This is a genomic window from Pseudomonas fluorescens (assembly GCF_002022275.1).
Taxonomy (GTDB): domain Bacteria; phylum Pseudomonadota; class Gammaproteobacteria; order Pseudomonadales; family Pseudomonadaceae; genus Aquipseudomonas; species Aquipseudomonas fluorescens_AJ.
This window is the reverse complement of sequence record NZ_MSDF01000001.1, coordinates 171,762-193,056: the sequence shown is the minus strand read 5'-3', so window position 1 is coordinate 193,056 and position 21,295 is coordinate 171,762. Positions and strand designations below refer to the sequence as shown.

23 protein-coding genes and 4 tRNA genes are annotated in these 21,295 nt (G+C 57.7%); 13 read left to right on the top strand and 14 right to left on the bottom strand.

Going from position 1 to position 21,295, the window contains the following annotated elements; genetic code table 11:
- Positions 1-2 precede the first annotated feature (2 nt).
- The 4 genes from BFW87_RS00945 to BFW87_RS00930 all read left to right on the top strand — a co-directional run bounded on the left by BFW87_RS00945 (position 3) and on the right by BFW87_RS00930 (position 1,264).
- Positions 3-767, top strand: a complete 765-nt coding sequence (locus tag BFW87_RS00945; protein ID WP_078738124.1) for an SDR family oxidoreductase — start codon at positions 3-5, stop codon at positions 765-767.
- A gap of 107 nt (positions 768-874) precedes the next feature.
- Positions 875-950: transfer RNA gene (locus BFW87_RS00940), tRNA-Val, on the top strand.
- Positions 951-1,005: 55 nt separating this feature from the next.
- A tRNA-Asp gene (locus BFW87_RS00935) sits at positions 1,006-1,082 on the top strand.
- Between the two features lie 105 nt (positions 1,083-1,187).
- A tRNA-Asp gene (locus BFW87_RS00930) sits at positions 1,188-1,264 on the top strand.
- Between the two features lie 239 nt (positions 1,265-1,503).
- On the opposite strand, the gene BFW87_RS00925 is transcribed toward BFW87_RS00930, so the two are convergent.
- Positions 1,504-2,787, bottom strand: coding sequence for an NAD(P)/FAD-dependent oxidoreductase (locus BFW87_RS00925; protein ID WP_078738123.1), 1,284 nt, complete (start codon positions 2,785-2,787; stop codon positions 1,504-1,506).
- 184 nt (positions 2,788-2,971) lie between these two features.
- Here BFW87_RS00925 and BFW87_RS00920 point away from each other — a divergent pair.
- Positions 2,972-3,048: transfer RNA gene (locus BFW87_RS00920), tRNA-Val, on the top strand.
- A 98-nt stretch (positions 3,049-3,146) separates the two neighbouring features.
- On the opposite strand, the gene BFW87_RS00915 is transcribed toward BFW87_RS00920, so the two are convergent.
- Positions 3,147-3,302: a hypothetical protein gene (locus BFW87_RS00915; RefSeq protein WP_254865841.1), complete on the bottom strand. Its 156-nt coding sequence runs from the start codon at positions 3,300-3,302 to the stop codon at positions 3,147-3,149.
- Positions 3,303-3,458: 156 nt separating this feature from the next.
- Here BFW87_RS00915 and BFW87_RS00910 point away from each other — a divergent pair, with 156 nt between their 5' ends.
- Positions 3,459-4,595 carry an acyltransferase family protein gene (locus BFW87_RS00910; RefSeq protein ID WP_078738121.1) on the top strand — a complete coding sequence of 379 codons (1,137 nt, stop codon included), beginning with the start codon at positions 3,459-3,461 and terminating at the stop codon, positions 4,593-4,595.
- A gap of 53 nt (positions 4,596-4,648) precedes the next feature.
- Positions 4,649-5,773, top strand: a complete 1,125-nt coding sequence (locus tag BFW87_RS00905; RefSeq protein ID WP_078738120.1) for an acyltransferase family protein — start codon at positions 4,649-4,651, stop codon at positions 5,771-5,773.
- 437 nt (positions 5,774-6,210) lie between these two features.
- On the opposite strand, the gene BFW87_RS00900 is transcribed toward BFW87_RS00905, so the two are convergent.
- The 4 genes from BFW87_RS00900 to BFW87_RS00885 all read right to left on the bottom strand — a co-directional run bounded on the left by BFW87_RS00900 (position 6,211) and on the right by BFW87_RS00885 (position 11,173).
- Positions 6,211-7,641, bottom strand: coding sequence for a DHA2 family efflux MFS transporter permease subunit (locus BFW87_RS00900; protein WP_078738119.1), 1,431 nt, complete (start codon positions 7,639-7,641; stop codon positions 6,211-6,213).
- Between the two features lie 75 nt (positions 7,642-7,716).
- The gene (locus BFW87_RS00895; RefSeq protein WP_078738118.1) at positions 7,717-8,748 is read right to left on the bottom strand and encodes an SIS domain-containing protein; all 1,032 of its coding nucleotides are present in this window, start codon (positions 8,746-8,748) and stop codon (positions 7,717-7,719) included.
- Between the two features lie 2 nt (positions 8,749-8,750).
- On the bottom strand, positions 8,751-9,761 hold the full coding sequence (locus BFW87_RS00890; protein WP_078738117.1) for an ROK family protein: 1,011 nt from the start codon (positions 9,759-9,761) through the stop codon (positions 8,751-8,753).
- A gap of 8 nt (positions 9,762-9,769) precedes the next feature.
- The gene (locus BFW87_RS00885; protein ID WP_078738116.1) at positions 9,770-11,173 is read right to left on the bottom strand and encodes an APC family permease; all 1,404 of its coding nucleotides are present in this window, start codon (positions 11,171-11,173) and stop codon (positions 9,770-9,772) included.
- 209 nt (positions 11,174-11,382) lie between these two features.
- On the opposite strand from BFW87_RS00885, the gene BFW87_RS00880 reads away from it, so the two are divergent.
- The 5 genes from BFW87_RS00880 (at position 11,383) to pcp (ending at position 15,608) form a co-directional block, all read left to right on the top strand.
- Positions 11,383-12,585, top strand: a complete 1,203-nt coding sequence (locus tag BFW87_RS00880; RefSeq protein WP_078738115.1) for an ROK family transcriptional regulator — start codon at positions 11,383-11,385, stop codon at positions 12,583-12,585.
- 46 nt (positions 12,586-12,631) lie between these two features.
- A complete protein-coding gene (locus tag BFW87_RS00875; RefSeq protein ID WP_078738114.1) occupies positions 12,632-13,057 on the top strand; it encodes a GNAT family N-acetyltransferase in 426 nt (141 codons plus the stop codon).
- A 241-nt stretch (positions 13,058-13,298) separates the two neighbouring features.
- Positions 13,299-14,012, top strand: coding sequence for a DUF969 domain-containing protein (locus BFW87_RS00870; protein WP_078738113.1), 714 nt, complete (start codon positions 13,299-13,301; stop codon positions 14,010-14,012).
- A complete protein-coding gene (locus BFW87_RS00865; RefSeq protein WP_078738112.1) occupies positions 14,009-14,959 on the top strand; it encodes a DUF979 domain-containing protein in 951 nt (316 codons plus the stop codon). Before BFW87_RS00870 ends, BFW87_RS00865 begins: the two co-directional genes overlap by 4 nt.
- A gap of 7 nt (positions 14,960-14,966) precedes the next feature.
- Positions 14,967-15,608 (top strand): pyroglutamyl-peptidase I, encoded by a 642-nt coding sequence (gene pcp, locus BFW87_RS00860; protein ID WP_078738111.1) that lies wholly within the window; start codon positions 14,967-14,969, stop codon positions 15,606-15,608.
- A gap of 15 nt (positions 15,609-15,623) precedes the next feature.
- Here the strand turns inward: pcp and BFW87_RS00855 are convergent, their stop codons facing one another.
- The 5 genes from BFW87_RS00855 to BFW87_RS00835 all read right to left on the bottom strand — a co-directional run bounded on the left by BFW87_RS00855 (position 15,624) and on the right by BFW87_RS00835 (position 19,316).
- Entirely contained in the window at positions 15,624-15,941 is a 318-nt protein-coding gene (locus tag BFW87_RS00855) for a hypothetical protein (protein WP_254865840.1), read from the bottom strand.
- A 121-nt stretch (positions 15,942-16,062) separates the two neighbouring features.
- Entirely contained in the window at positions 16,063-17,463 is a 1,401-nt protein-coding gene (locus BFW87_RS00850) for a heavy metal sensor histidine kinase (protein WP_078738110.1), read from the bottom strand.
- Complete coding sequence (locus BFW87_RS00845) at positions 17,460-18,131, bottom strand: heavy metal response regulator transcription factor (RefSeq protein WP_016970977.1); 672 nt, start codon at positions 18,129-18,131, stop codon at positions 17,460-17,462. The genes BFW87_RS00850 and BFW87_RS00845 overlap by 4 nt, the downstream gene beginning before the upstream one ends.
- Before the next feature lie 42 nt (positions 18,132-18,173).
- The gene (locus tag BFW87_RS00840) at positions 18,174-18,434 is read right to left on the bottom strand and encodes a DUF2790 domain-containing protein (RefSeq protein WP_078738109.1); all 261 of its coding nucleotides are present in this window, start codon (positions 18,432-18,434) and stop codon (positions 18,174-18,176) included.
- Positions 18,435-18,545: 111 nt separating this feature from the next.
- Positions 18,546-19,316, bottom strand: a complete 771-nt coding sequence (locus BFW87_RS00835) for an alpha/beta fold hydrolase (RefSeq protein WP_078738108.1) — start codon at positions 19,314-19,316, stop codon at positions 18,546-18,548.
- Between the two features lie 217 nt (positions 19,317-19,533).
- Between BFW87_RS00835 and BFW87_RS00830 the strand changes: the two genes are divergently transcribed.
- Positions 19,534-20,211: an HAD family hydrolase gene (locus tag BFW87_RS00830; RefSeq protein ID WP_078738107.1), complete on the top strand. Its 678-nt coding sequence runs from the start codon at positions 19,534-19,536 to the stop codon at positions 20,209-20,211.
- A gap of 18 nt (positions 20,212-20,229) precedes the next feature.
- Here BFW87_RS00830 and BFW87_RS00825 read toward each other — a convergent pair whose 3' ends face one another.
- The 3 genes from BFW87_RS00825 to csrA form a co-directional block, all read right to left on the bottom strand.
- Positions 20,230-20,511, bottom strand: coding sequence for a hypothetical protein (locus BFW87_RS00825; protein ID WP_078738106.1), 282 nt, complete (start codon positions 20,509-20,511; stop codon positions 20,230-20,232).
- Between the two features lie 94 nt (positions 20,512-20,605).
- Positions 20,606-20,869, bottom strand: coding sequence for a hypothetical protein (locus tag BFW87_RS00820; protein WP_078738105.1), 264 nt, complete (start codon positions 20,867-20,869; stop codon positions 20,606-20,608).
- A gap of 214 nt (positions 20,870-21,083) precedes the next feature.
- Positions 21,084-21,278, bottom strand: a complete 195-nt coding sequence (csrA, locus tag BFW87_RS00815) for a carbon storage regulator CsrA (RefSeq protein ID WP_003192511.1) — start codon at positions 21,276-21,278, stop codon at positions 21,084-21,086.
- Between the last annotated feature and the right edge of the window lie 17 nt (positions 21,279-21,295).

Here is a 21,295-nt window from a genome sequence, read left to right as displayed (position 1 = left end):
CCATGGACGCTGCAACGGCCAGTAACGGACGTGTCGCGCTGGTGACCGGTGCGGCGCGCGGTATTGGTCTGGGGATTGCCGCGTGGCTGATCAGCGAAGGCTGGCAGGTTGTGTTGACTGACCTGGACCGCGAGCGCGGTTCCAAAGTGTCCAAGGTGCTGGGTGAAAATGCCTGGTTCATCACCATGGACGTGGCCGACGAGAAGCAGGTCGCCCAAGGTGTTGCCGAGGTGCTTGGGCAGTTCGGGCGCCTGGATGCATTGGTGTGCAATGCGGCAGTGGCCGACCCGCGCAATATCACGCTGGAAAGCCTCGATTTGGCCTACTGGAATCGTGTGTTGGCGGTGAACCTCACGGGGGCGATGTTGTTGGCCAAGCATTGCGCGCCGTATTTGCGTGCTCATGCGGGGGCGATCGTCAATCTGGCGTCAACCCGGGCGCGTCAGTCGGAACCGGACACCGAGGCCTACGCAGCGAGCAAGGGTGGCCTGTTGGCGCTGACACACGCTTTGGCGATGAGCCTTGGGCCGGAAGTGCGGGTCAATGCCGTCAGCCCTGGCTGGATCGATGCGCGTGACCCGGCAGCGCGTCGCGCAGAGCCGTTGACCGACGCCGATCATGCCCAGCATCCGGCGGGCAGGGTAGGCACGGTGGAGGATGTGGCGGCGATGGTGGCGTGGTTGCTGTCGCGCCAGGCCGGGTTTGTCACCGGGCAAGAGTTTGTCGTGGACGGTGGCATGAGCAAGAAGATGATTTACAGCGAGTAGGGCGGGTAGCTGTCTTGAAGTCATTTTGTCTTTTTCAGAAAAACTTCAAGCAGGCTATTGACTTAGGTCCGCTACCTGCGTAAATTTCGCGGCCTCAACGAAGCAAAGGGTGATTAGCTCAGCTGGGAGAGCATCTGCCTTACAAGCAGAGGGTCGGCGGTTCGATCCCGTCATCACCCACCACTTCTTGAGAGTTTTGCCTTCGGGCAAGACGCAACGTTAAAGGTTGCACCGACGCGCAGCGGTAGTTCAGTCGGTTAGAATACCGGCCTGTCACGCCGGGGGTCGCGGGTTCGAGTCCCGTCCGCTGCGCCATATTTTCCAGGTCTGATTTTTCGGGCTTGAGATTGAACAGCCAAGGCTGCTTGATCAGATGTTTAAAGACGGTTGAGGGTTTACGCTTAACTGGTCAAGCGATACGCAGCGGTAGTTCAGTCGGTTAGAATACCGGCCTGTCACGCCGGGGGTCGCGGGTTCGAGTCCCGTCCGCTGCGCCATATCTGCCTCAAGGCCCACTGAACGCCTTGAAGCACAAAGAACGCGTTAAGCCTCTTTGATCCGATAGCAAAGACCCTGGTCGAAAGACCGGGGTTTTTTGTGTCTGCGATTTGGCTTCGGGTCGCCTCGGTCAAATAATGTGGGAGCGGGCTTGCTCGCGAATGCGGTGTGTCAGCTACTGAATATGTGTCTGATACACCGCATTCGCGAGCAAGCCCGCTCCCACAGTTTGACCGGGTTAGAACCCCAACTTATCCCGTAGCCCGTAATACCAGGCCCCCAGCGCCGCAAACGGTGTGCGCAACAATTGCCCGCCCGGGAACGGATAGTGCGGCAGGTCGGCAAACGCATCAAAACGCTCCGCCTGGCCTCTCAGCGCTTCCGCCAGTACCTTGCCTGCCAGGTGCGTATACGTGACGCCGTGGCCGCTGCAACCTTGCGAGTAATAGATGTTGTCGCCCAGGCGACCCACTTGCGGTAGCCGCGACAGGGTCAGCAGGAAATTGCCGGTCCAGGCGTAGTCAATCTTCACATCCTTGAGTTGCGGGAAGGCCTTGATCATCTTCGGGCGGATGATCGCTTCGATGTTTGCCGGATCCCGCGCGCCATAGACCACGCCGCCGCCGAAGACCAGGCGCTTGTCGCCTGTGAGGCGGTAGTAGTCGAGCAAGTAGTTGCAGTCTTCGACGCAGTAATCCTGCGGCAGCAACGTCTTGGCCAACTCGTCTCCCAGTGGGGCAGTGGTGATGACTTGCGTCCCGCATGGCATCGATTTGGCTGCCAGCTCCGGCACCAGGTTCCCCAGGTAAGCGTTGCCTGCGACGATGATGAACTTGGCCCTGACCTTGCCTTCTGCGGTGTGCACCACCGGGTTGGCGCCGCGTTCGATGCGCACGGCCGCCGATTGCTCGTAGATCGTGCCGCCCAGTGATTCCACCGCCGCCGCTTCGCCCAACGCAAGGTTGAGCGGGTGAATATGCCCGCCACTCATGTCCAGCAAGCCGCCGACATAGTTGTCACAGGCTACCACTTCACGAATACGGCGCTCGTCAAGCAACTCCAGCTGCGTGTGGCCGTAGCGTTCCCACAGGCGCTTTTGCGACTCCAGGTGGCCCATGTGCTTGCTGTTAAGGGCGGCGAACACACCGCCGTCTTTCAGGTCGCACTGGATCTGATACTTGGCCACTCGCTCGCGGATGATCTTGCCGCCTTCGAACGCCATATTTCCCAGCAGCTGCGCCTGCTGTGGGCCGACGCTGCGCTCAATCACATCGATGTCGCGGCTGTAGCTGTTGACGATCTGCCCGCCATTGCGGCCCGAAGCGCCGAACCCGACCTTGGCGGCTTCCAGGACCGTCACGCGAAAACCGTGTTCCAGAAGAAACAGCGCACTGGAAAGGCCGGTGTAGCCGGCACCGATCACGCACACATCGGTTTCGACGTCGCCTTGCAGCGTCGGGCGAGGCGGGACTGCATTCGCGGACGCGGCGTAATACGACTGGGGGTAGGGGGTGTTCGCCATCCTGGAACCTCTGTTTTATATTTTTTACGAGTGCCGCGATCCTACCTCAGTTGAAAATTGCCTGCCAGCCACCCGAAATTCACGAGCGTGCCTGCCGCAAATAAATAATTCGCATATTCATAGGGTTAGCTGCAAAAAAGATGTTGACACCCCTCCGGAATTCCGTAGAATGCCGCCTCACAGCAGGCACGTAGCTCAGTTGGTTAGAGCACCACCTTGACATGGTGGGGGTCGTTGGTTCGAGTCCAATCGCGCCTACCAAATAAAATCCGCTCTGCTGGGCGGTCTAGAAGGGCTCACCGAAAGGTGGGCCCTTTTTTGTTGTCTGCGATTTGCAAAACTTTTGCGAAACTCCCATCTCAAAACGCCAGTTCGGCGCCAACCTCAAAGTACTCGATCTTCTTTTCGTTGTGCCCCTCTTGATAGTGCTTCGTCATCTTCTCGTCCGCATGACCCATTAGCGCCTGGATGTATTCCTGTGGGAATTTCTGCTGCTCATACAGCCAGGCACCCAAAGCGTGGGTCTCGTGAAAAGTGGGTCGTTCCTCGCCGGTCGGCAAATGGTGCGTAGGGCACGTTTGAGGTCCTGCCACTTTCTTCCCATATTCTGGCTAAAACAGCTCTTTCTGTGGATAATCGCAACGCGATCTTATCGACTGTGAGCCGCTTAAATGCCAGAAAAATCTATAAAAAAATATGACTACATTGATGCTGTTCGAGGATTGGCAATAATTTTAGTTATTCTTGTTCACTCCTCTCAGCACGTGAAGCCGGACACCTCATGGCTATCGGCAATAATGAATGAGGGGGCGAGCGGGGTTCAGTTTTTCTACATTGCCAGTGCCATAACACTGTGCATGTCTTGGGCTGCTCGGAAAAGTAACGAGTTGCACCAGGTTCGTAACTTCTACTTGAGGCGTGTTTTCAGAATCGCGCCGATGTTTTATTTGGCGATTGCTTTATTTCTCATCCTGAATGGCACGAAAGCATCGTATTTTTCGCCCAATGGGATTAGCTGGTGGTTTGTCCCTGCTACCGCATTGTTTCTGCATGGGTTCCATCCTGAGACTATAAACTCTGTAGTCCCGGGTGGCTGGTCTGTTGCCGTCGAGATGACGTTTTATCTGGTGTTTCCTTTTCTAATGTGTATTAAGAAATTTTACTATTTTCTGATACTCCTTATAATGTGTGTTTTCCTGCAGCAATATAATGCCCCGGTATCATCGTATATTTTTTCTTATAATGATAATCAAAAGTATCTTATCGATCGATTTGCGTTCTTTAATTTTTTTAGCCAGCTTCCAGTATTCATAATGGGTATTATGGCTTATATGTTTTTGGCTAAAAACAAGGCTGTCAATTTAAAGGTTGCACTACTGGGTGGGGTCACGTTTCTTGCTTTGTCAGTTGAGTTTTGGAATCCGCACCAGTCCTTTATATTGCATCATGTAATAGCGGGTGGCATGTTTGCCATATTTTCAATTTTTCTGGCCTACCATCCATGGAAGATATTCGTAAATCGTCTCACTGTTTTTCTTGGTAGGCTGAGTTTTAGTATGTACTTGGTGCATATTGCAGTTCTAACATTACTGGCTAATGAAAAGGTAGTCGCTTTTTTCGGTGATGGTGATTTGAATAGCCTCGCATTCTTTTTGCTTGTTGTATCTGTGACGGCCTGTATTTCATGGTTTACCTATAAGCACATTGAGAAGCCCGGCATCGCTGCGGGGCGCAAGCTAATAGATAGGCTGGAAGGTAGTCGCATGACAAAGTCTACGCCGGCAATACCCTCTGATCCTGCCAAATAAAGCGGTTGACGATAGAAAAGCTATGATTCTAAAAATAAACTTAAGGGTGCGGTATGTCACGTATGACTCTGGATCAATCGCAGCAGCTTGATTCCATTAGGGCGTTAGCAGCATTCGCTGTGCTATTTGGGCATACCTATCAGACGCTTCTTCTTCCTACACTTAATTCATGGTTTACCCTGATTGTACTGTTGTCGCAGTTTGCAGTGATGGCTTTTTTCGTGTTGAGCGGTTTTCTAATTGGTAAGTCCGTGTGCAACAACGTCTCAAGAAATTCTGTGTTTAATGTCGGAGAGTATGCGGTGGATCGAGCTCTGCGGCTGTATCCCCCTCTGATTGTCGCGTTAGTTTTAATGGTGCTTCTTGCGTTAATAGCACCGCACTTTTTTCCTTCAGGTACTGGGTCGCTGCTAATAATAGACAATGTGGATTTTGTACGCACTGAATTCGTTACGTCTTGGCGTGATGTATGGGGGGCCTTAACATTCCTTAACGGCTTAATAGTCGAAAATCCATTGGCAAATAGCCCCCTTTGGAGTCTGTCCCTTGAGGCGTGGTATTATGTAATGGCTGCTGGGTTTTTTTTGTGGCCTGGTCGAAAATTTTTGTCAGTTTTCTTGTTAGTGGTAACGGTTTATGTTACGCACAAAAGCAGTTTATTTTATCTGCTTGCTCCAGTCTGGTTTTCCGGGTTTGGTTTAGCCATGATCCACCAGCATAATCCTCGAATGAATAATAAAATATTTGGCTGGGCTTTTGCGGTGTTAAGCATTGCTGTTGCTGCATCTATTGTGTACTCGATGTTTAATCAGCCGTCAGGTAATGAAGTGATTTATGAGAGGATTAATATCTTCAGGCTGGCCTCGGGGTTGTGGTTTGCCTGCTTTCTTGCTCTGATTTTTGGGGGTGAAGTTCGGTTTACAAAGCGTTTGCACACGCACGCTAGTTACTCATATACCCTCTACGTCATTCACTTTCCTGTCATGTTGTTTGTTCTTGGTGTTTCTCAGGAATACATATATTCGTCTCTGTCGAGGTCGTTGGCTGTAAGTGCAGTAACCATCATGGTTTCTATAGTTATTTCTTGGTTGCTGAGTCGATGGGTTGAAAATAAAGTTGTTATGCAGGCTGGTTTGCAGTCTGTGATCAGGCTGGCGAAAAGAGGGGAGGCGGCCTAAATCATCAGCGCCGTATGATGGGCTTAATATCGCGCTTGGTTGTAGATCTGCTCGGGCCCACGCTTGCGACCAAGAACTGGTCGCCTGCCGTCATATCACCCACCTTGCATAGATAGGGTGCGGCTTTTAAAGCTCTTACGGCAGATTATTTAACGCACACCAGGGGTAGCAAGTTGAGAGCGATGTCGTCCGCCGCCTGCGCTCCAGCGGTTGATGTTGACGGGCAGGCGACGCGGATGCGTCAGCAGAACAGCGTAGCCACCGAGAGCAAACAGATGATTTGAACCACCATCTGGCAGCGTATTTCACCATTTGTTGTCGCCATGCCCATTTGTCCGGCGTACATAGTGGCTACCCTCTTTATCGGCAGAAGTGCCGTCAGCGCTGCGCGGGAACGCGCAGTGGCTGTCTTGAGTATAGATGTGGAACAGGATTCTTCACGGTCTCGCCTGTTTAGAGCGGTTGAGCACGCTTTCTCCGGCCCCGGCGGGAAGGCGGTACACGTCGAACAACCCTAAAATACCGAGCAGGGCAACGCCTACAAACGCCACCCGAAAATCCGCAGCACTCGCCTGCACGTCATGACCCTGCGCGGCCATGGAGGCCCGCAACAGCAGCGCCGCAATCGACACCCCCAGGCCCATGGCCAATTGGAATGCCATGCTGAACAACGCCGATGCCTCGCTCATTTGCGCTTTGGGCACATCCGCAAAGCCGATCGAGTTGTAGCAGGTGAACTGCATCGAGCGCGACAACCCTCCCACAAACAGCACTGCCGCAATCACCGTGAACGGCGTTTGGACGGTGAACAACGCGCAGGCCGCCACCAGTGCGATACCCAGTGCGCCATTCACCAGCAATACCGTTCGAAACCCGAAGCGCTGCATGATCGGCGTAGTAAATGGCTTCATCGCCAGGTTGCCGGCAAATACCGCCAGCACCAGTAACCCCGCATCTACCGGCGACAGGCCAAAGCCGACTTGAAACAACAAGGGCAGTAAAAACGGCAGGGCACTGATGGCCAGACGGAAAAGCGATCCGCCCAAAATACTTACCCGGAAGGTATTGATGGACAGCGTCTGAAGTGGCAGCAAGGGGTCGGGATGCCGTCTGCAATGATGCACGGCCCACACTGCCAGTAATGTGCCCGTTGCCACCAACGCAAACCCGGGGATCAGCGTTTCACTGGTCTGATTACCCAGCCACTCTAGCCCGCAGAGCAGGGCCACGCAGGCGCTCGCTAGCAGTACAAAGCCCTGGCCGTCGAATGTGCGCACGCTTGCCTCGCGCCCCTTGGGCACCAGCCACAGGGCGGCAATCAGTGCCAGCGCGCCCAAAGGGAGGTTGATGTAGAAGATCCATGGCCACGACGCATGGGTCACGATCAACCCACCGACCAAGGGCCCCAGAATCGGCGCGACCAGACCGGGCCAGGTGATCACGGCAATCATGTTGACCAGGTCTTTTTTCTCCGTATTACGCAGCACTGCCAGGCGCCCGACGGGCACCATCAGGGCGCCACCAATGCCTTGTAACACCCGGGCAATCACAAAGGTTTCAAGGCTTTGGCTCAGCCCGCAGAGCAACGAGGCCAGGGTGAAAACGCTGATCGCACCGGCAAACACAAGGCGTGCGCCAAAACGGTCGGCCACCCAACTGGACAACGGGATGAAAATCGCCACGGCCAGGATGTAGGCGGTGATGCCTATATTCATGTCGACCGGCGTGACCCCGAAGCCGGCTGCCATAGTCGGCAATGCGGTGGCGATCACTGTGGCGTCGAGGTTCTCCATGAAAAAGGTCACGGCGACCACCAGGGCGATCAAGCGGGTTTGCACTGCGGAATTGGTTGTAGCAAAAGAAGTCACCCGCGCCGCTCCTTGTCCAATAAATGTCGATCAAACTCGACGATACCGGGTCGGCCCTGGACTCGCACGCGCCAATCAGTGGGTCTGGGTCACCTTTTTCAAAAATCTCGGCTGATCCGGGTTACGTCCACGGTTGACGGCCAGTTGCGCTGCGTTCAAGTAGAACCCCTGAATCATGGTGAAAGGCTCCAGCAAGGGGTGTGCCGTCGGCGCGCTTGGCAGCAAGCCTTCGCACGCCGTGCCGCGAGGGGCCACCACCTGTACTCGCGCGCCTCGGGCGCGCATCTCTTCAGCGAAGGCCAGGGTGCCTGGCTGCTCCGGGCCGGAAGGCGCGAAGACCAGCACGGGGTAGCCGTCTTCGATGATTTCCATCGGGCCATGGCGCACTTCTGCGCTGGAAAACGCTTCGGCCTGAATACCGGAGGTTTCTTTTAGTTTCAGGGCCGCTTCCTGTGCAATGGGTAACGCTGCACCACGCCCGACGACGATCATCTTGTCGGCAGTCGCCAACAGGCTGAGCAGCGGCGACCAGTCTTCCGCCGCTGCCTGGTTCAATTGCTCCGGTAACGGCTGCAGGGCGGCGGTCAGTCCGTTATCGATACCGAAGGCTTCTGCCAGATGGGCGACAGCCTGGGCGCTGGCCATCAACATCGCGACATAGCTTTTGGTGGCCGCCACACTCTGCTCAAGGCCAGCGGGTAGCAGGATCTCATGATCACTGGCACCCGCCAGTGGCGAGTTAGGCGTGTTCACCAGCGCCACCGACCGGGCGCCGCGTTGCTGCAGATAGTGGACGCTGTCGATCAGGTCCGGGCTCTTGCCGGATTGGGAAAAGGCTGCGACCCAGGCGTTTTTCAAGCGCAGGGGCGGGTGCTGCAGGCTCACCAGCGACAAGGGGATCGACAGGCTCGGAATGCCGATCTGGCTCATCAGTGCGTAGCTGAACCAGGCAGCGGCATGGTCGGAGCTGCCGCGAGCCACGGTGATCAGCAGTTCGGGCAGTGTGCGCGCCCACTGCTGGCTCAGCCTGCGAACGGCGGTGTCGTCGTCAAGCATGCGTTGCACGATCGTGGGGATCGACAAGGTTTCACTCAGCATTAATGACATGGTTAATCTCCGCAGATGTCGATGCGTTGACCGGCTGCGATCAGTTGTCTGGCGATGGCATTCAGCCCGGCGGATTCCAGGGCCATGCTGAAGGCACCCCACAGCGGTGCGTCGTGGGTAAAGTGCGCGGTGGCGAGCGCGGGCGGGAAGGGCACCACGCGCTGAATCAATTGCTCGATCATCGGCGCCAGCAGGGCGGCCTGACGGTATAGACCGCCGCCCACCGTGATGCGCTCGACATCCAGCGCGACGGCGAGGTTGGCAATGTGCACGGCGCAGGCGGCGATGCGCAATTCAAGGGCCTTGCGCACGCCGGGATCAGTGCTGGCAAACAGGTCCAGCGGTGAGTGCCCATGCCCCAGCATTTCTTCTGCCAACTGGCTCAGGGCGTTCCCGGAGAACAGCTCCTCCAGCGGCGCGTGGCCGTTTTGGTAAGTTGCCCATCGATCAGGCTTCGCCGGGTCAAGGAAGGGCGACAACAGATAGCCGATTTCCATGGCTGCACCATTGTGCCCTCGCACCAGTTTGCCGTTGGCGATGGCTGCCGCCGACAGGCCGGTGCCCAGGTTCAGGTAGATCGCGTTGTCGACGCCTGCCAGCGAGCCCCAGCGCACCTCCGCGAGGGCGCCGGCTTTCACATCGTTATCCAGGCTGACGCTCACGTTGCCAAATGCCTGGGAGATCAGCGCCTGCAAGTCCAGCCCTTCAAACCCGGGCGTGTTCGGCGCCATCAGCAACGTCGGCCCGCGCACCACACCGGGGAACACCGCCGCCACGCTCAGCACTGGCGCGTTGTCGAATTCGGCGACGCAATCGCGCGCGGCATCCAGGATGCGTTGCAACGCCGGCACGCCGGACAATCCATCAGCATGGGTGGCGAGAGTTCGCGTGTTCATGCGCTGGCGAACGGTGTCGTAGCAGGCGACCTGAGTCTTGGTGCCGCCCACGTCAATTGCCAGCAGAAAGCCTTGTCGCGGCGCCGCAGCGCCGGTTGATGCCAGGGGTTCATGCATTGCGTTAATCACTTATTGAAAGGCCACAGCCGTTGAACCCGCGCCCAGAACAGATACGCCACACTGCCCGCCAGCACCCATACCAACGACCACTGGATCGGGTAGGCGCCGGGCGCGTTGTGGTTGGACGCCATATAGATATAGACCCAACCCAGCAGCGCAATGAATGCGGGCACCGGGTAGAGCCACATTTTGTAAGGCCGCGCGAGGTGCGGTTTGGTTTTGCGCAGCACCAGCAGCGAGACGATCTGCGCCACTGACTGCACCAGAATCATCACCGTGGTCAGCAACTGGATCAGCGTGTTCAGGTCAGTCAGCCGCCCGATCATAAAGCCGACCGAGGTCAGCAACCCCATGCTTACGATGCCCCAGGTCGGGAATTCATGCTTGGGGTGGGTTTTGCTGAAAGCGTTGAAGAATACCTTGTCCTTGGCCGCTTCGAAGGGCACACGGGAGCCACCCAGCAAACCGGCGAACACTGAAGCCACGGCGGTGATCAGGATCAGCACGGTGACGATCCCGGCGGCGGTGCTGCCCCAGGTTTCACTGAGTACCACCGACGCCACGGATTTATAGGCGGCAGATTCCGGGTCAAGCATGCGGTGCCAATCCACCACGCCCAACACGCCGACTTGCATCACCAGATAAATCACGAGGATGCCGACGATCGACAGGATGATCGACTTGGGAATCACCCGGCCCGGTTGTTCGACTTCACCCGCCAGGTAGGCCGAGGTGTTGTAACCCAGGTAGTCATAAATGCCGATGGTCAAGCCACCCGCCATGCCGAACCAGAAGCCGCTGTCGGTCAGGTTGAAGGCGCCTTCCGGGAAGGTGAACGCCAGGTCGGCGTGGAAATTGGAGAGTGCAGCCGCAATCAGTGCGCCGATGCTGACCAGCATGATCACCCACAGCACGATGCTCAATTTGGCGATGGATTCGATCTTGCGCCACAGCATGGCGATGATCAGCCAGATCACTACCAGGCCGACCAGGTTGCCGGCGGTCTGGCTCATGTCGGGCCAGAACCAGGTGAGGTACTGCACAAAGCCAATGATGCCGGTGGACATGATCAGCGGGATAAACAGCATCGCCGTCCACACGAACAAAAACGGTAGCAGCTTGCCGGTGCGTTTACCGAAAGCCTCGCGCAGGTACACATAAGTACCGCCGGCACCCGGTAGGGACGCGCCAAGTTCGGCCCAGACCAGCCCGTCACACAGGGCCAGCAGGGCGCCCAGTATCCAGCCCAGGTAAGCCTGAGGGCCCCCCATGATCACGATCATGGCCGGGATAGTGATAAACGGACCCACGCCGCACATCTGGCTCATGTTCAGGGTGATGGCGGGGAATAGGCCGATTTTGCGTTTGCCGTTTGGCAAATCCGGATCGACGGGAGTCAGCGTGCTCATGGGGACGACCTCTTGTTCGAGTGACAGACGCGTGAGGGCAGATTGCAAAAGGGCCTGCTTGCCATCGAGGGTTCTGTCGACCCGTCATTGTTTTTATGGGGCGTAATTGGCGTTCACACGGGGTGCGAGAGGCCGAGGCGCTTAGAAAACCACAGCAGGAGTATTAATTCAACTTGATTTAATTAATCGACGGCGTGGATCATCAGCCCATGAAAAATCCTCAAAACAAACGGTCCGTCACCACCGGCACCAATGCCGAGCACGCTCGCCTGCACAACCGTCGGGTGATTCTTGAAGCCATTCGCCAGAACGGGCGCCTGACGCGTGCCGACCTCACGCGTTTGACCTCGCTGACCGCACAGACCATTTCCAATATCGTCACCGAGTTGCAGGAAGAAGGCGCGCTGCTGGCCCATGCAGCGGAGAAGGGCGGGCGTGGCCAGCCGCCGGTGCCGCTGTCACTCAACCCTGACGGCGGCTATTCAATCGGCATTCATGTCGAGCAGCACCGCATCATCGGCGTGTTGCTCGACTTGCTGGGCCACACCGTGGCTCAGGTCACGTTGACGGTCAGTTACCCAACCTTCGAGCAAGCGCTGCCGTTGATTCTCGACACCGTGAGAAGCTTTCGTGAGCAGCGGCCAAAGGGGCGATTTTTGGGCGTGGGTATTGCGTTGCCCGGTCCATTCAGTGTCGAGGGCATGACCGCTGTTGGCCCTACGGCGATGTCCGGTTGGGACGCGGCGGATATTGCGCAGCGCTTGCAGCAGACGGTCGGCCTGCCGGTGTTGATTGAAAATGACGCCACCGCTGCGGCGATGGGCGAGCGCTTGTATGGCGTTGCGAGCGAGCTGAATAATTTCGTGCACCTGTTTATCGGCAGCGGTCTGGGCGCCGGTTTGTATCTGGACAATCGTCTGTATTCCGGGCACTGGCACAACGCCGGTGAAATCGGCCACATGACAGTGATTCCCGGTGGCAAAGCCTGTGATTGCGGTAATCAAGGCTGCCTGGAGCGCTACATTTCCATTGCCGCGCTGCTGGAACACCTGGGGTTGCCAGCCGAGCATGATCTCGGCGCGTGGGATGCAAACGATGAGGCCCTCAACACGCGCGTCGAGCTGTGGCTGGACGAAGCCGCGCCAGCGTTACGCCAGGCCATCAATATTCTGGAGTCGGTGCTCGACCCGCAAACCATTCTGATCAGCGGTTTTCTGCCCGAAACCTTGCTTGCGCGGCTGATGGCGCGGCTGGAGCCGTTGAGTCGCTCTATCAGTAGCCGTTCCGACCGCAAACATCCGCGGATACAAATGGGCACGGCGGGTCAGGACGCGGTGGCGCTGGGCGCGGCGGCTTTAATGATCCTGGCGGAGATCAGTCCGGATTATGAGGCGCTGCTCAAGCCGGAGTAAGGCGGGCATACTGGTTCGTGATTGAAATCAGACCCGGGAGAAAACAATGGAATTGGCGTTAGACGTGTCGTTCGACGTGACGGCGCAAGAGCGTGAGGCCATCCTCAAACCGCTGCGGGCTTACAACCTTAGCCACACCGGCCAGTTGCCCTTTGCAACTGTGGGTATTTTACTGCGCGACCCCGACAACCAAGAGGTGGTGGGTGGGCTTTTCGGGGAAATCAGCTACGGATGGCTGTTTATCGAGTTATTGAGCATTCCTGACTCTATGCGCAAGCAGGGCACCGGCACGCGCCTGATGCGCGCCGCTGAAAACGTGGCCCGGGAAAAAGGCTGTACGGGGATCTGGCTGGACACCTTCAGCTTTCAGGCGCCAGAGTTTTATCGCAAGCGGGGGTTCAGCGAGTTGGGCCATATCGCTGATTACCCACCGGGTCATCAACGCTATTTCTTTCAAAAGCGTTTGGTTTGAATCACCACGCGGCGCCGGAATATCCGGCGCCCACCCGCCACAAAATTTATTGGTCCGCAGCTACAATTTTTCTTGTTGGACACCCCCGCCCCCAGGCAGCAAAGTTGCCGCCACTGACGCTCGACCTTTCAGGTCAACAATAAAAAAACCGAGCCGACTGCACGCCACTTTCACGCTGTGAGCCCTTTGCTCACATCCTGCTGTAATGGCGCCGCAGCGCGCACTAAAGGACCTCACCGCCATGCAAACTGTTGTGAACCTATGGCCACTGATCGGTGTGCTTGTGATCGTGGTTGGCTTCGTATTGCGCTTCAACCCACTGTTGGTGGTGACCGCCGCCGCTATCGCTACTGGGCTTGCCGCCCACTTTCCGCTTGAAAAAATTCTCTCCAGCATGGGTGAAGGCTTCCTTCAGACCCGTGCGCTGCAACTGATCCTGTTATTGCCCCTGGCGGTCATTGGCTTGCTGGAGCGCCACGGCCTGCGCCTGCATGCGCAGAACTGGATTGCGCGTTTCGAGCGCGCGACAGTCGGGCGTTTGCTGATCATCTATCTGTTTGTACGCGAGTCCACCGCCGCCATGGGGCTGACCAGCCTGGGCGGGCACCCACAGATGGTGCGGCCGCTGCTGGCGCCCATGGCCGAAGGCGCGGCGGAAAAGCGCTACGGCAAGCTGCCGGACAAACTGCGCCACAAAGTGCTGGCCATGTGCGCGGCGACCGATAACGTCGGGCTGTTTTTCGGTGAGGACATCTTTGTGGCCTTTGGCGCGATTGCGTTGATGCACACTTTCCTGTTGGGCTCGGGGATTGATGTGGAGCCGTTGCACATTGCGGTATGGGGCATTCCCACGGCGATTTGCGCCTTTATCATCCACGCCATTCGCCTGCATCGATTTGATCGGCGCCTGACCCGCGAAATGGCAGCCGTTGCTCCGGTGGAGGCTGCGCAATGATCATCTCCATCCAATACCTGTACTGGCTGGCCGGTGTTTTGTTGCTGATTACGGCGGGCATGATCCTGATGGATCGCACTCACCCCAAGCGCTGGTCCACGGCGTTGTTCTGGTTGCTGTTCGCCATTCCGTTCCTGGCAGGCGAGCGTTTGCCCCCAGTGGTTATCGGCGCGGGTGTTGTGGTGATGGCGCTGATCGCCGGGTTTGGCGGTGTGGGCCGCGGTGCCCATGGCCAATTACATGACAAGGCTGCTCGCGCCAGCGCTGGACGGCTGGGCCACAAACTGTTTATTCCGGCGTTGGCAATTCCCCTGACCACGGTGATTGGCTCAGTCCTGCTCAAACACACAGAGATCGGCGGCGTGCCGTTGCTGGATCCGAAAAACACCACCTTTGTGTCCCTGGGCATTGGTTGCCTGATTGCCCTTGGCCTGGCGTGCTGGCTGACCCGCGACACGCCAGTGCAAGCCTTGCGCGAATCCCGACGCCTCACCGAAGCCCTGGGCTGGGCCATGGTCCTGCCGCAAATGCTGGCAATGCTCGGGCTGTTGTTCAATGAAGCTGGCGTCGGTACAGCGGTCGCCCATGTCACCACCACTTACATCAACCTGGATTTCAAGTTGGTGGCGGTGATGGTCTATGTATTGGGCATGGCGCTGTTCACGGTGATCATGGGCAATGGCTTCGCGGCGTTCCCGGTGATGACGGGTGGTGTCGGCGTGCCGGTACTGGTAGGGATCTATGGCGGTAACCCGGCGGTGATGGCGGCGATCGGCATGTTCTCCGGCTATTGCGGTACGCTGATGACGCCTATGGCCGCGAACTTCAATATCGTCCCGGCCGCGTTGCTGGAGTTGCCGGACAAAAACGCGGTGATCAAGGCTCAACTGCCGACCGCGCTGATGATGCTGGTGGTGAATATTGTCCTGCTTTACCTGTTGATGTGAGCCTGCGATGCATACCGTATTGCTGACGGGCTTCGAGCCCTTTGATAGAGACCCGGTCAACCCTTCCTGGGAGGCCGTGCGCCAACTGGACGGCGTGAGACTGGGCGAGGATCTACAGATAGTTGCGCGCCAGCTGCCTTGTGCATTTGCCACGGTGGGGGAGTGTCTGGCGCAGATGATTGTTGAATTGCGTCCGGCCATGGTGATCGCCACCGGCCTTGGGCCTGGGCGCAGCGACATCTGCGTCGAGCGGGTAGCGATCAATGTCAACGATGCACGCATCCCCGATAACCTGGGTGAACAGCCTGTCGACACAGCGGTTGTGGCCGGTGGGCCGGCTGCGTATTTCAGCACGTTGCCGATCAAGGCGATGGTCAAGGCGGTGCGTGAGGCGGGGATAGCCGCGTCGGTTTCACAGACAGCGGGTACATTCGTGTGCAATCAGGTGTTTTATCTGCTGCAACAGGCACTGGTGGGGACAGGCGTGCGCAGTGGTTTTATCCACGTACCGTACCTGCCGGAACAGGTGATTGATTCCGGGCTGCCGTCGATGGCGCTATTGACGATGGTGGAAGGGTTGCGCGTGGCGGTAAGCACTGCGTGGGAAACCCGGGTGGATGCCATTGAGGTGGGCGGGCAGGTCAGTTGACCTGCCGGTGTTGCCCTAACTGCTCAGCAACCGGGTCAGGCCGAAGGTGATGGCGCACGCCAGGCCTGTCATCGCGAACGCCGTGGCGACGTACCATTTGATGAGGTTCAGCTCGGTGGTCGCCAGGTCAGCCCGCGTGGCGAAATGTTTTTCATTGGAGTCTGTCCTGCTCGAAACGGTGAATAGCTTCTCTTTCATTTCAGCCAGCCCCTTTTCCAGTAAACCCAAACGTTTTTCCAGCCCGGAACCTCCGTCGTTGCCTCCACCGCCTCTGCCTTGAGCCGGGATGTTCAGCGCGTTTGCCCCGCTGATTCGATACTGTTTTTTCTCCAAAGCATGACACCTGTTTCAAACAATGTGCGAGAGCGCTTGGGAAGCAAGAATAGTAGGAGTCGGAGCTCTGTGGGACAGGCAAACCTTTGCAAAATAACACCGGGTTTCTGGCACGCGGTTTTCAGTCCTCCTGCCTGGGGAAAAACAACTCGAAACACGTTACGCCCTGTTCACTGGTGACGCTGTACCGACCGTTATGCAGCTGCATGATGGTCGCCACAATCGATAACCCCAGGCCATTGGACTGCGCCGAACGCTCACGGGATTCGTCGACGCGGTAAAACCGTTCGAACAGCCTTGGCAGATGCTGCGCGGGAATCGTCTCTCCGCTGTTACTGACCCTCAGGCTTATACCTTCAGGGCCTGGAGTTGCCTGAATCATCAGATCGGAACCCGGCGCACCATACTTGATGGCATTGGCGCACAGATTGGCCAGCGCCCGGCGTAGCAGCATTGGCTCGGCCCAGATCACGCCTTCACCCGAGGCGAGAATGTGCATCCCCACATCGCTCGCCAGCCCTTCGAAATAGTCAGCCATACGCTCCACCTCATCCGCCGCGCTGAGTGCCTGGCGTTGGCGCAGGGCACTGGCCGGGTCGGTGCGGGCAAGGAACAGCATGTTGTCGAGCATGCGCGCCAGGCGTTCGAGTTCTTCGACGTTGGACGCCAGCAGTTGCTGGTAGCTCTCTATGTTGCGGCTTTGCTGCAGGGCGACCTGGGTTTCCCCCAGCAGGTTGTTGATCGGCGTGCGCAGTTCGTGGGCCATGTCGGTGGACACCTGCCCCAGTTGCACAAAACCCTTGGCGAGGCGTTCGAGCATGGTGTTGAAGGAGTCGATCATCGGCAGCAGCTCTTTCGGCGCACCGTGACTGTCGAGGCGTTCGGCCAGGTTACCCACACCAATGCCCTGAGCGTGTTTGGCCAGGCGCCGTAAGGGCAGCAGCCCACGGTGCACCATGACATAACTCACCACGGCGAGGATGATCGCGGCAATGCTTGCCAGGATAAACACACTCAAGCGATAGCTGGCGAGCATGGCGGTGCGTTCCGTCATCAGGCGCCCGGTGGTCACTTGCAGGCTGCCCATGTCGCCGGAGTCTATGGACGCGGCGATGGTTGCGAAGGGCACACCATTGATACCGGGTAAATGGTGCACGTCAGAAAAACCCAGCTCCCGATTTTTGGGGACGGGCGTCACGGACGGCATTTCAATATTGCCCGGGTTGACCAGCAGCAACGGCTTTTGCCCTGGCGCCGCGATGCTCAGCACTGACTCGCTGTTGCCCAGCATGTTCTGGAAGAGCTCAGGCTTGGTCTTGATCAGGTCCAGGGTGTTGCTGTCGTTGAGCAGGTTGCGCAACTGGTCAGCGCGATAGATCAGCGCCGCATCGTCACGCTTGATCAGTTCGCGCTCCAGCTCGCGGTACAGCGCCACGCCCAGGGTGGCCAGTAGCGCAAAGGCAAGCAGGGCGAAGATCAAGGCCAGGCGCAGGGTCAGCGAGTAGTGGCGGTGATTGCTCATGGCTGCGTATCGAAGCGGTAACCGATACCGCGCACGCTGTGAATCAGCTTGAGCTGAAACGGGTCGTCGATTTTCAGACGCAGGCGTCGCACGGCCACGTCGACCACATTGGTGTCGCTGTCAAAATTCATGTCCCACACCCGCGAGGCAATCATCGAGCGTGACAGCACCTGGTCCTGATGGGTGGCGAACAGGTGCAGCAGTGCGAACTCTTTATTGGTCAGGGTAATGCGTGTGCCGGCGCGGGTGACACGGCGCTTGAGCACGTCGATTTGCAGGTCGGCGATCTGCAATTGTTCTTCTTCGCGGCTGGGGCCACGCCGAGTCAGGGTGCGCAAGCGCGCGACCAGCTCGGCGAAGGAGAACGGTTTGATCAGGTAATCATCGGCGCCCAGTTCCAGCCCCTTGATGCGGTCGGCAATGTCGTCACGTGCGGTGAGAAACAGCACCGGCGTATCAGCCTCTTTACGCAGCCGGCGCAGCACTTCCCAGCCGTCCATTTTCGGCATCATCACATCCAGGACGATGACGTCGAACGGCGTTTCCAGTGCCTGGTGCAAACCGTCCACGCCGTCGCGGGCGAGGCTCACGGAGTAGCCCAGTTCCTGCAGGCCATTGAGCAAGTAGTTGCCGGCCTTGGGTTCGTCTTCGACGACAAGAATGTTCATGGGAAGTGCCCTGATTCAGTACGTGGCGCAAGTGTAGCCCGATCAATTGTCACTGGCGCAACCGATACCCTGTACCTGGTAGTCCAGCACGTGCTCACGGCCCTGGTGGTCGAGGTAGTCGAGGCGGGCGGGCACGATACCGCATTGGCCGTAGGTGTCAGTGCTCGACAGCACTTTATCGACATCCAGGTGGACGAAGAAGCTGGCCTTGTCGTGGATCACGTCGTTGGCGGAGGCGGCATCAGCAGCAAACACGGAGCCGGTGGCAAGCAAAGCGGTAAAGCCGAGGATGAACAGTTTCATGGCGGTATCTCTCTTTAAGGGTTGGCTGCCAGGTCCTGGCAGTGAGTTCACGTTAACCAGTGGTCCCCAACAGCCAACCAACAGGATGATGACAAGTTCGTCATTCAGGGATTAAGGCTGGCGACCGGACGCTTCGAGGATCAGGTCGGTGATTTCCTTGGCGTGGGACACCAGCGACAAGTGGCTCGACGGCAGCTCGATCGTGGTGGCGTTCATGCGTTTGGCGAGAAAGCGTTCCAGGTCCGGGTTGATGGTCTGGTCATTGGTAGACACGGCGTACCAGGAGGGCTTGGTGTGCCAGGCGGCATTCACGGTGCGGCCGCTGAACAGGGTCTTGGTGATCGGTTGCTGCACGGCGTACAGCTCCAGGGCTTTGGCGCGGGGGACGTCGGCGGCGAAGTACTTCAGGAAAGCGTCCTGACTCAAGGTGAGGTAGCCGTCGTGATCTTCCACACCGCTGCGTACGGGCATGGTCGGGTACTTGGCGGAGAGGGCGACGAAGTCTTCGTTGGCATCCGGTGCGCGAGCGGCGACGTAAACCAGAGAGCTGACCTTGGGGTTGACGCCAGCGTCGCTGACCACGGTGCCAGCATAGGAATGGCCGACCAGCACGGTAGGACCGTCCTGTTGATCCAGCACACGGTTGGTCGCGGCGACATCATCGGCGACCGAAGTCAGCGGGTTCTGTACCGCGGTGACGTGCAGGCCGGCGGCCTGAAGGCGGGTGATCACCTCGGACCAGCTCGAACCGTCAGCCCAGGAACCGTGCACCAGCACCACGTTGTTGGCTTTGACCGGGGCGACAGTGCCGGCCATGGCGCTGCCAGTGCCCAGCATCAACAGGCTGGCGGCGATCAGGCAGAGTTTGCTTGCAGGTTTCATGGGGGACCCTTTTTCATCAGTAGGAAGTGGCGTCAACCGGTGTGGCTGACTGACGACTCCACTGTATGAAGTGAGGGTGCTGACAAGACTTACAGCTTCATTACAAGGTTGTAATGCAATGCCACGGGAATCCGCCCGCAGCGTTTACAAGTTGCCAAGTGATCCGTAGATTGCATCCGGGTCAGCCTTTGTTACCGACTAAAAGGAAAGCTTTGCAGTGTCCACCCAAGGCCCCGCCGTATTTACTCAGCGTTACCGCGCCTTTCTGTTCGACATGGACGGGACGTTGCTCAACTCGATTGCCGCCGCCGAGCGTGTATGGAGCCTTTGGGCTGAACGCCACGGCCTGGATGTGGCGGCATTTCTGAAGACTATCCATGGCGCCCGCGCGATCGACACGATCACTCGCCAGGCGCTACCCGGTGTCGACCCAGAGGTTGAAGCGCAGTGGATTACCGAGGCTGAGATCAATGACGTCGAGGGCATTGTGGCGATTCCCGGCGCCGTCGAATTTTTGAGCCATCTGCCCGGTGATCAATGGGCGCTGGTCACGTCCGCACCCAGGGAGCTGGCGTTGCGTCGTCTGCAAGCGGCGGGTATTGCTCCGCCAGCCGTGCTGGTAACGGCTGAGGATGTGGCCAAAGGCAAGCCCGACCCGGCCTGTTACCTGCTCGGCGCGCAGCGTTTGGGCGTGCCGGTGCAGGATTGCCTGGTATTTGAAGATGCAACGGTAGGGATTCAAGCGGGGGAGGCCGCGGGCGCGGACGTGATGGTTGTCACTTCAACGCATGTGCAGCCGATGGCGACAGTACATGCCTGTATTGAGGCCTATGACACGCTGCGGGTACTTCGCGACGGTGATGGCTTGTTGGAATTGAAGTCTTTGACTCGATGACGGGAAGCGGTCGAGGTTTTATTTGCAAGCGGCCGAGTCCGAGGAAACCTGCAACCGGCTGCTTTTCATGCCTTGGCGCGACAGCACCATTTCTCTGAGTATCTCGTTGGCAAGCCGAGCGATTGCCTCTGCACCGCGATAGTGCGCGCGAACAATGCCGGTGATTGCAAAATGATCGGTTTCCGGGCCACTGAGGACGGCAGACAGCGTGCCGTCGGCATGCAGCGTACAGGCGATACTGTAGCTGGGCAGACGGGAAGCCAAGGCAGATTCGATTTCGGATTTACTCAGGGTATCCATCTGCGCTGACGCCTTTCGCTGACCGTGCAAGCCCAAGCATAGGCCTTGCTACGCGACTGTACATACCGATGATCCGATTGCCGAAATATCGGTGTTATCGTGCGATTTTCTGGTGGCTACGGTGACTGGCGCGCTGACACAGTTTGCGCAAGACGGCTTTCTGGATGGGCTTGAGGCAGAACACAAACAGGTAGCCACTCAGAAACAGTGCCAGGTCCAGCCATGAGCGTTTGCTGGGATCACTGACACCTTCAATCTCGAATTTCAAACCATATCCCAGCACCACAAAGGCCAACCCGATCAGCAGGGCGATCAGCCAGGATCTGGACACAAGTGGTTGCCTTATCGCAGGCCTCATCGGCGTACTCCTGAATTCGCTCGGATGGCAGGGCAATAGTCTGATAATTTGGCTACAAATTGTGTAACAAGTTCCAGACATGAAAACAGTTTCATCTTCTGGCGATGCAAGAGGGTGCTGGGAGCGCTGATCACGCGCGGAACGCGGAGCAGGCCAAAAAAGGTTTTCGCCAGCCGTTACAGTGAACGAAAGGGCTGGCTACTGAGGGAGGACTTCAAGGTGTCTGATTTTTGTCCGGAGCAGTCAGGCCTGCCTGGATGCGCTGATAAATCTCCTCGCGATGCACGGCAACATCCTTGGGTGCATTGATGCCGATTCGTACTTGCTGGCCGCTGACGCCCAGGATGGTGATCGTGATGTCATCACCGATGTTTATGCTTTCACCGACTTTGCGGGTGAGTATAAGCATGGACTTCTCCTTGATTA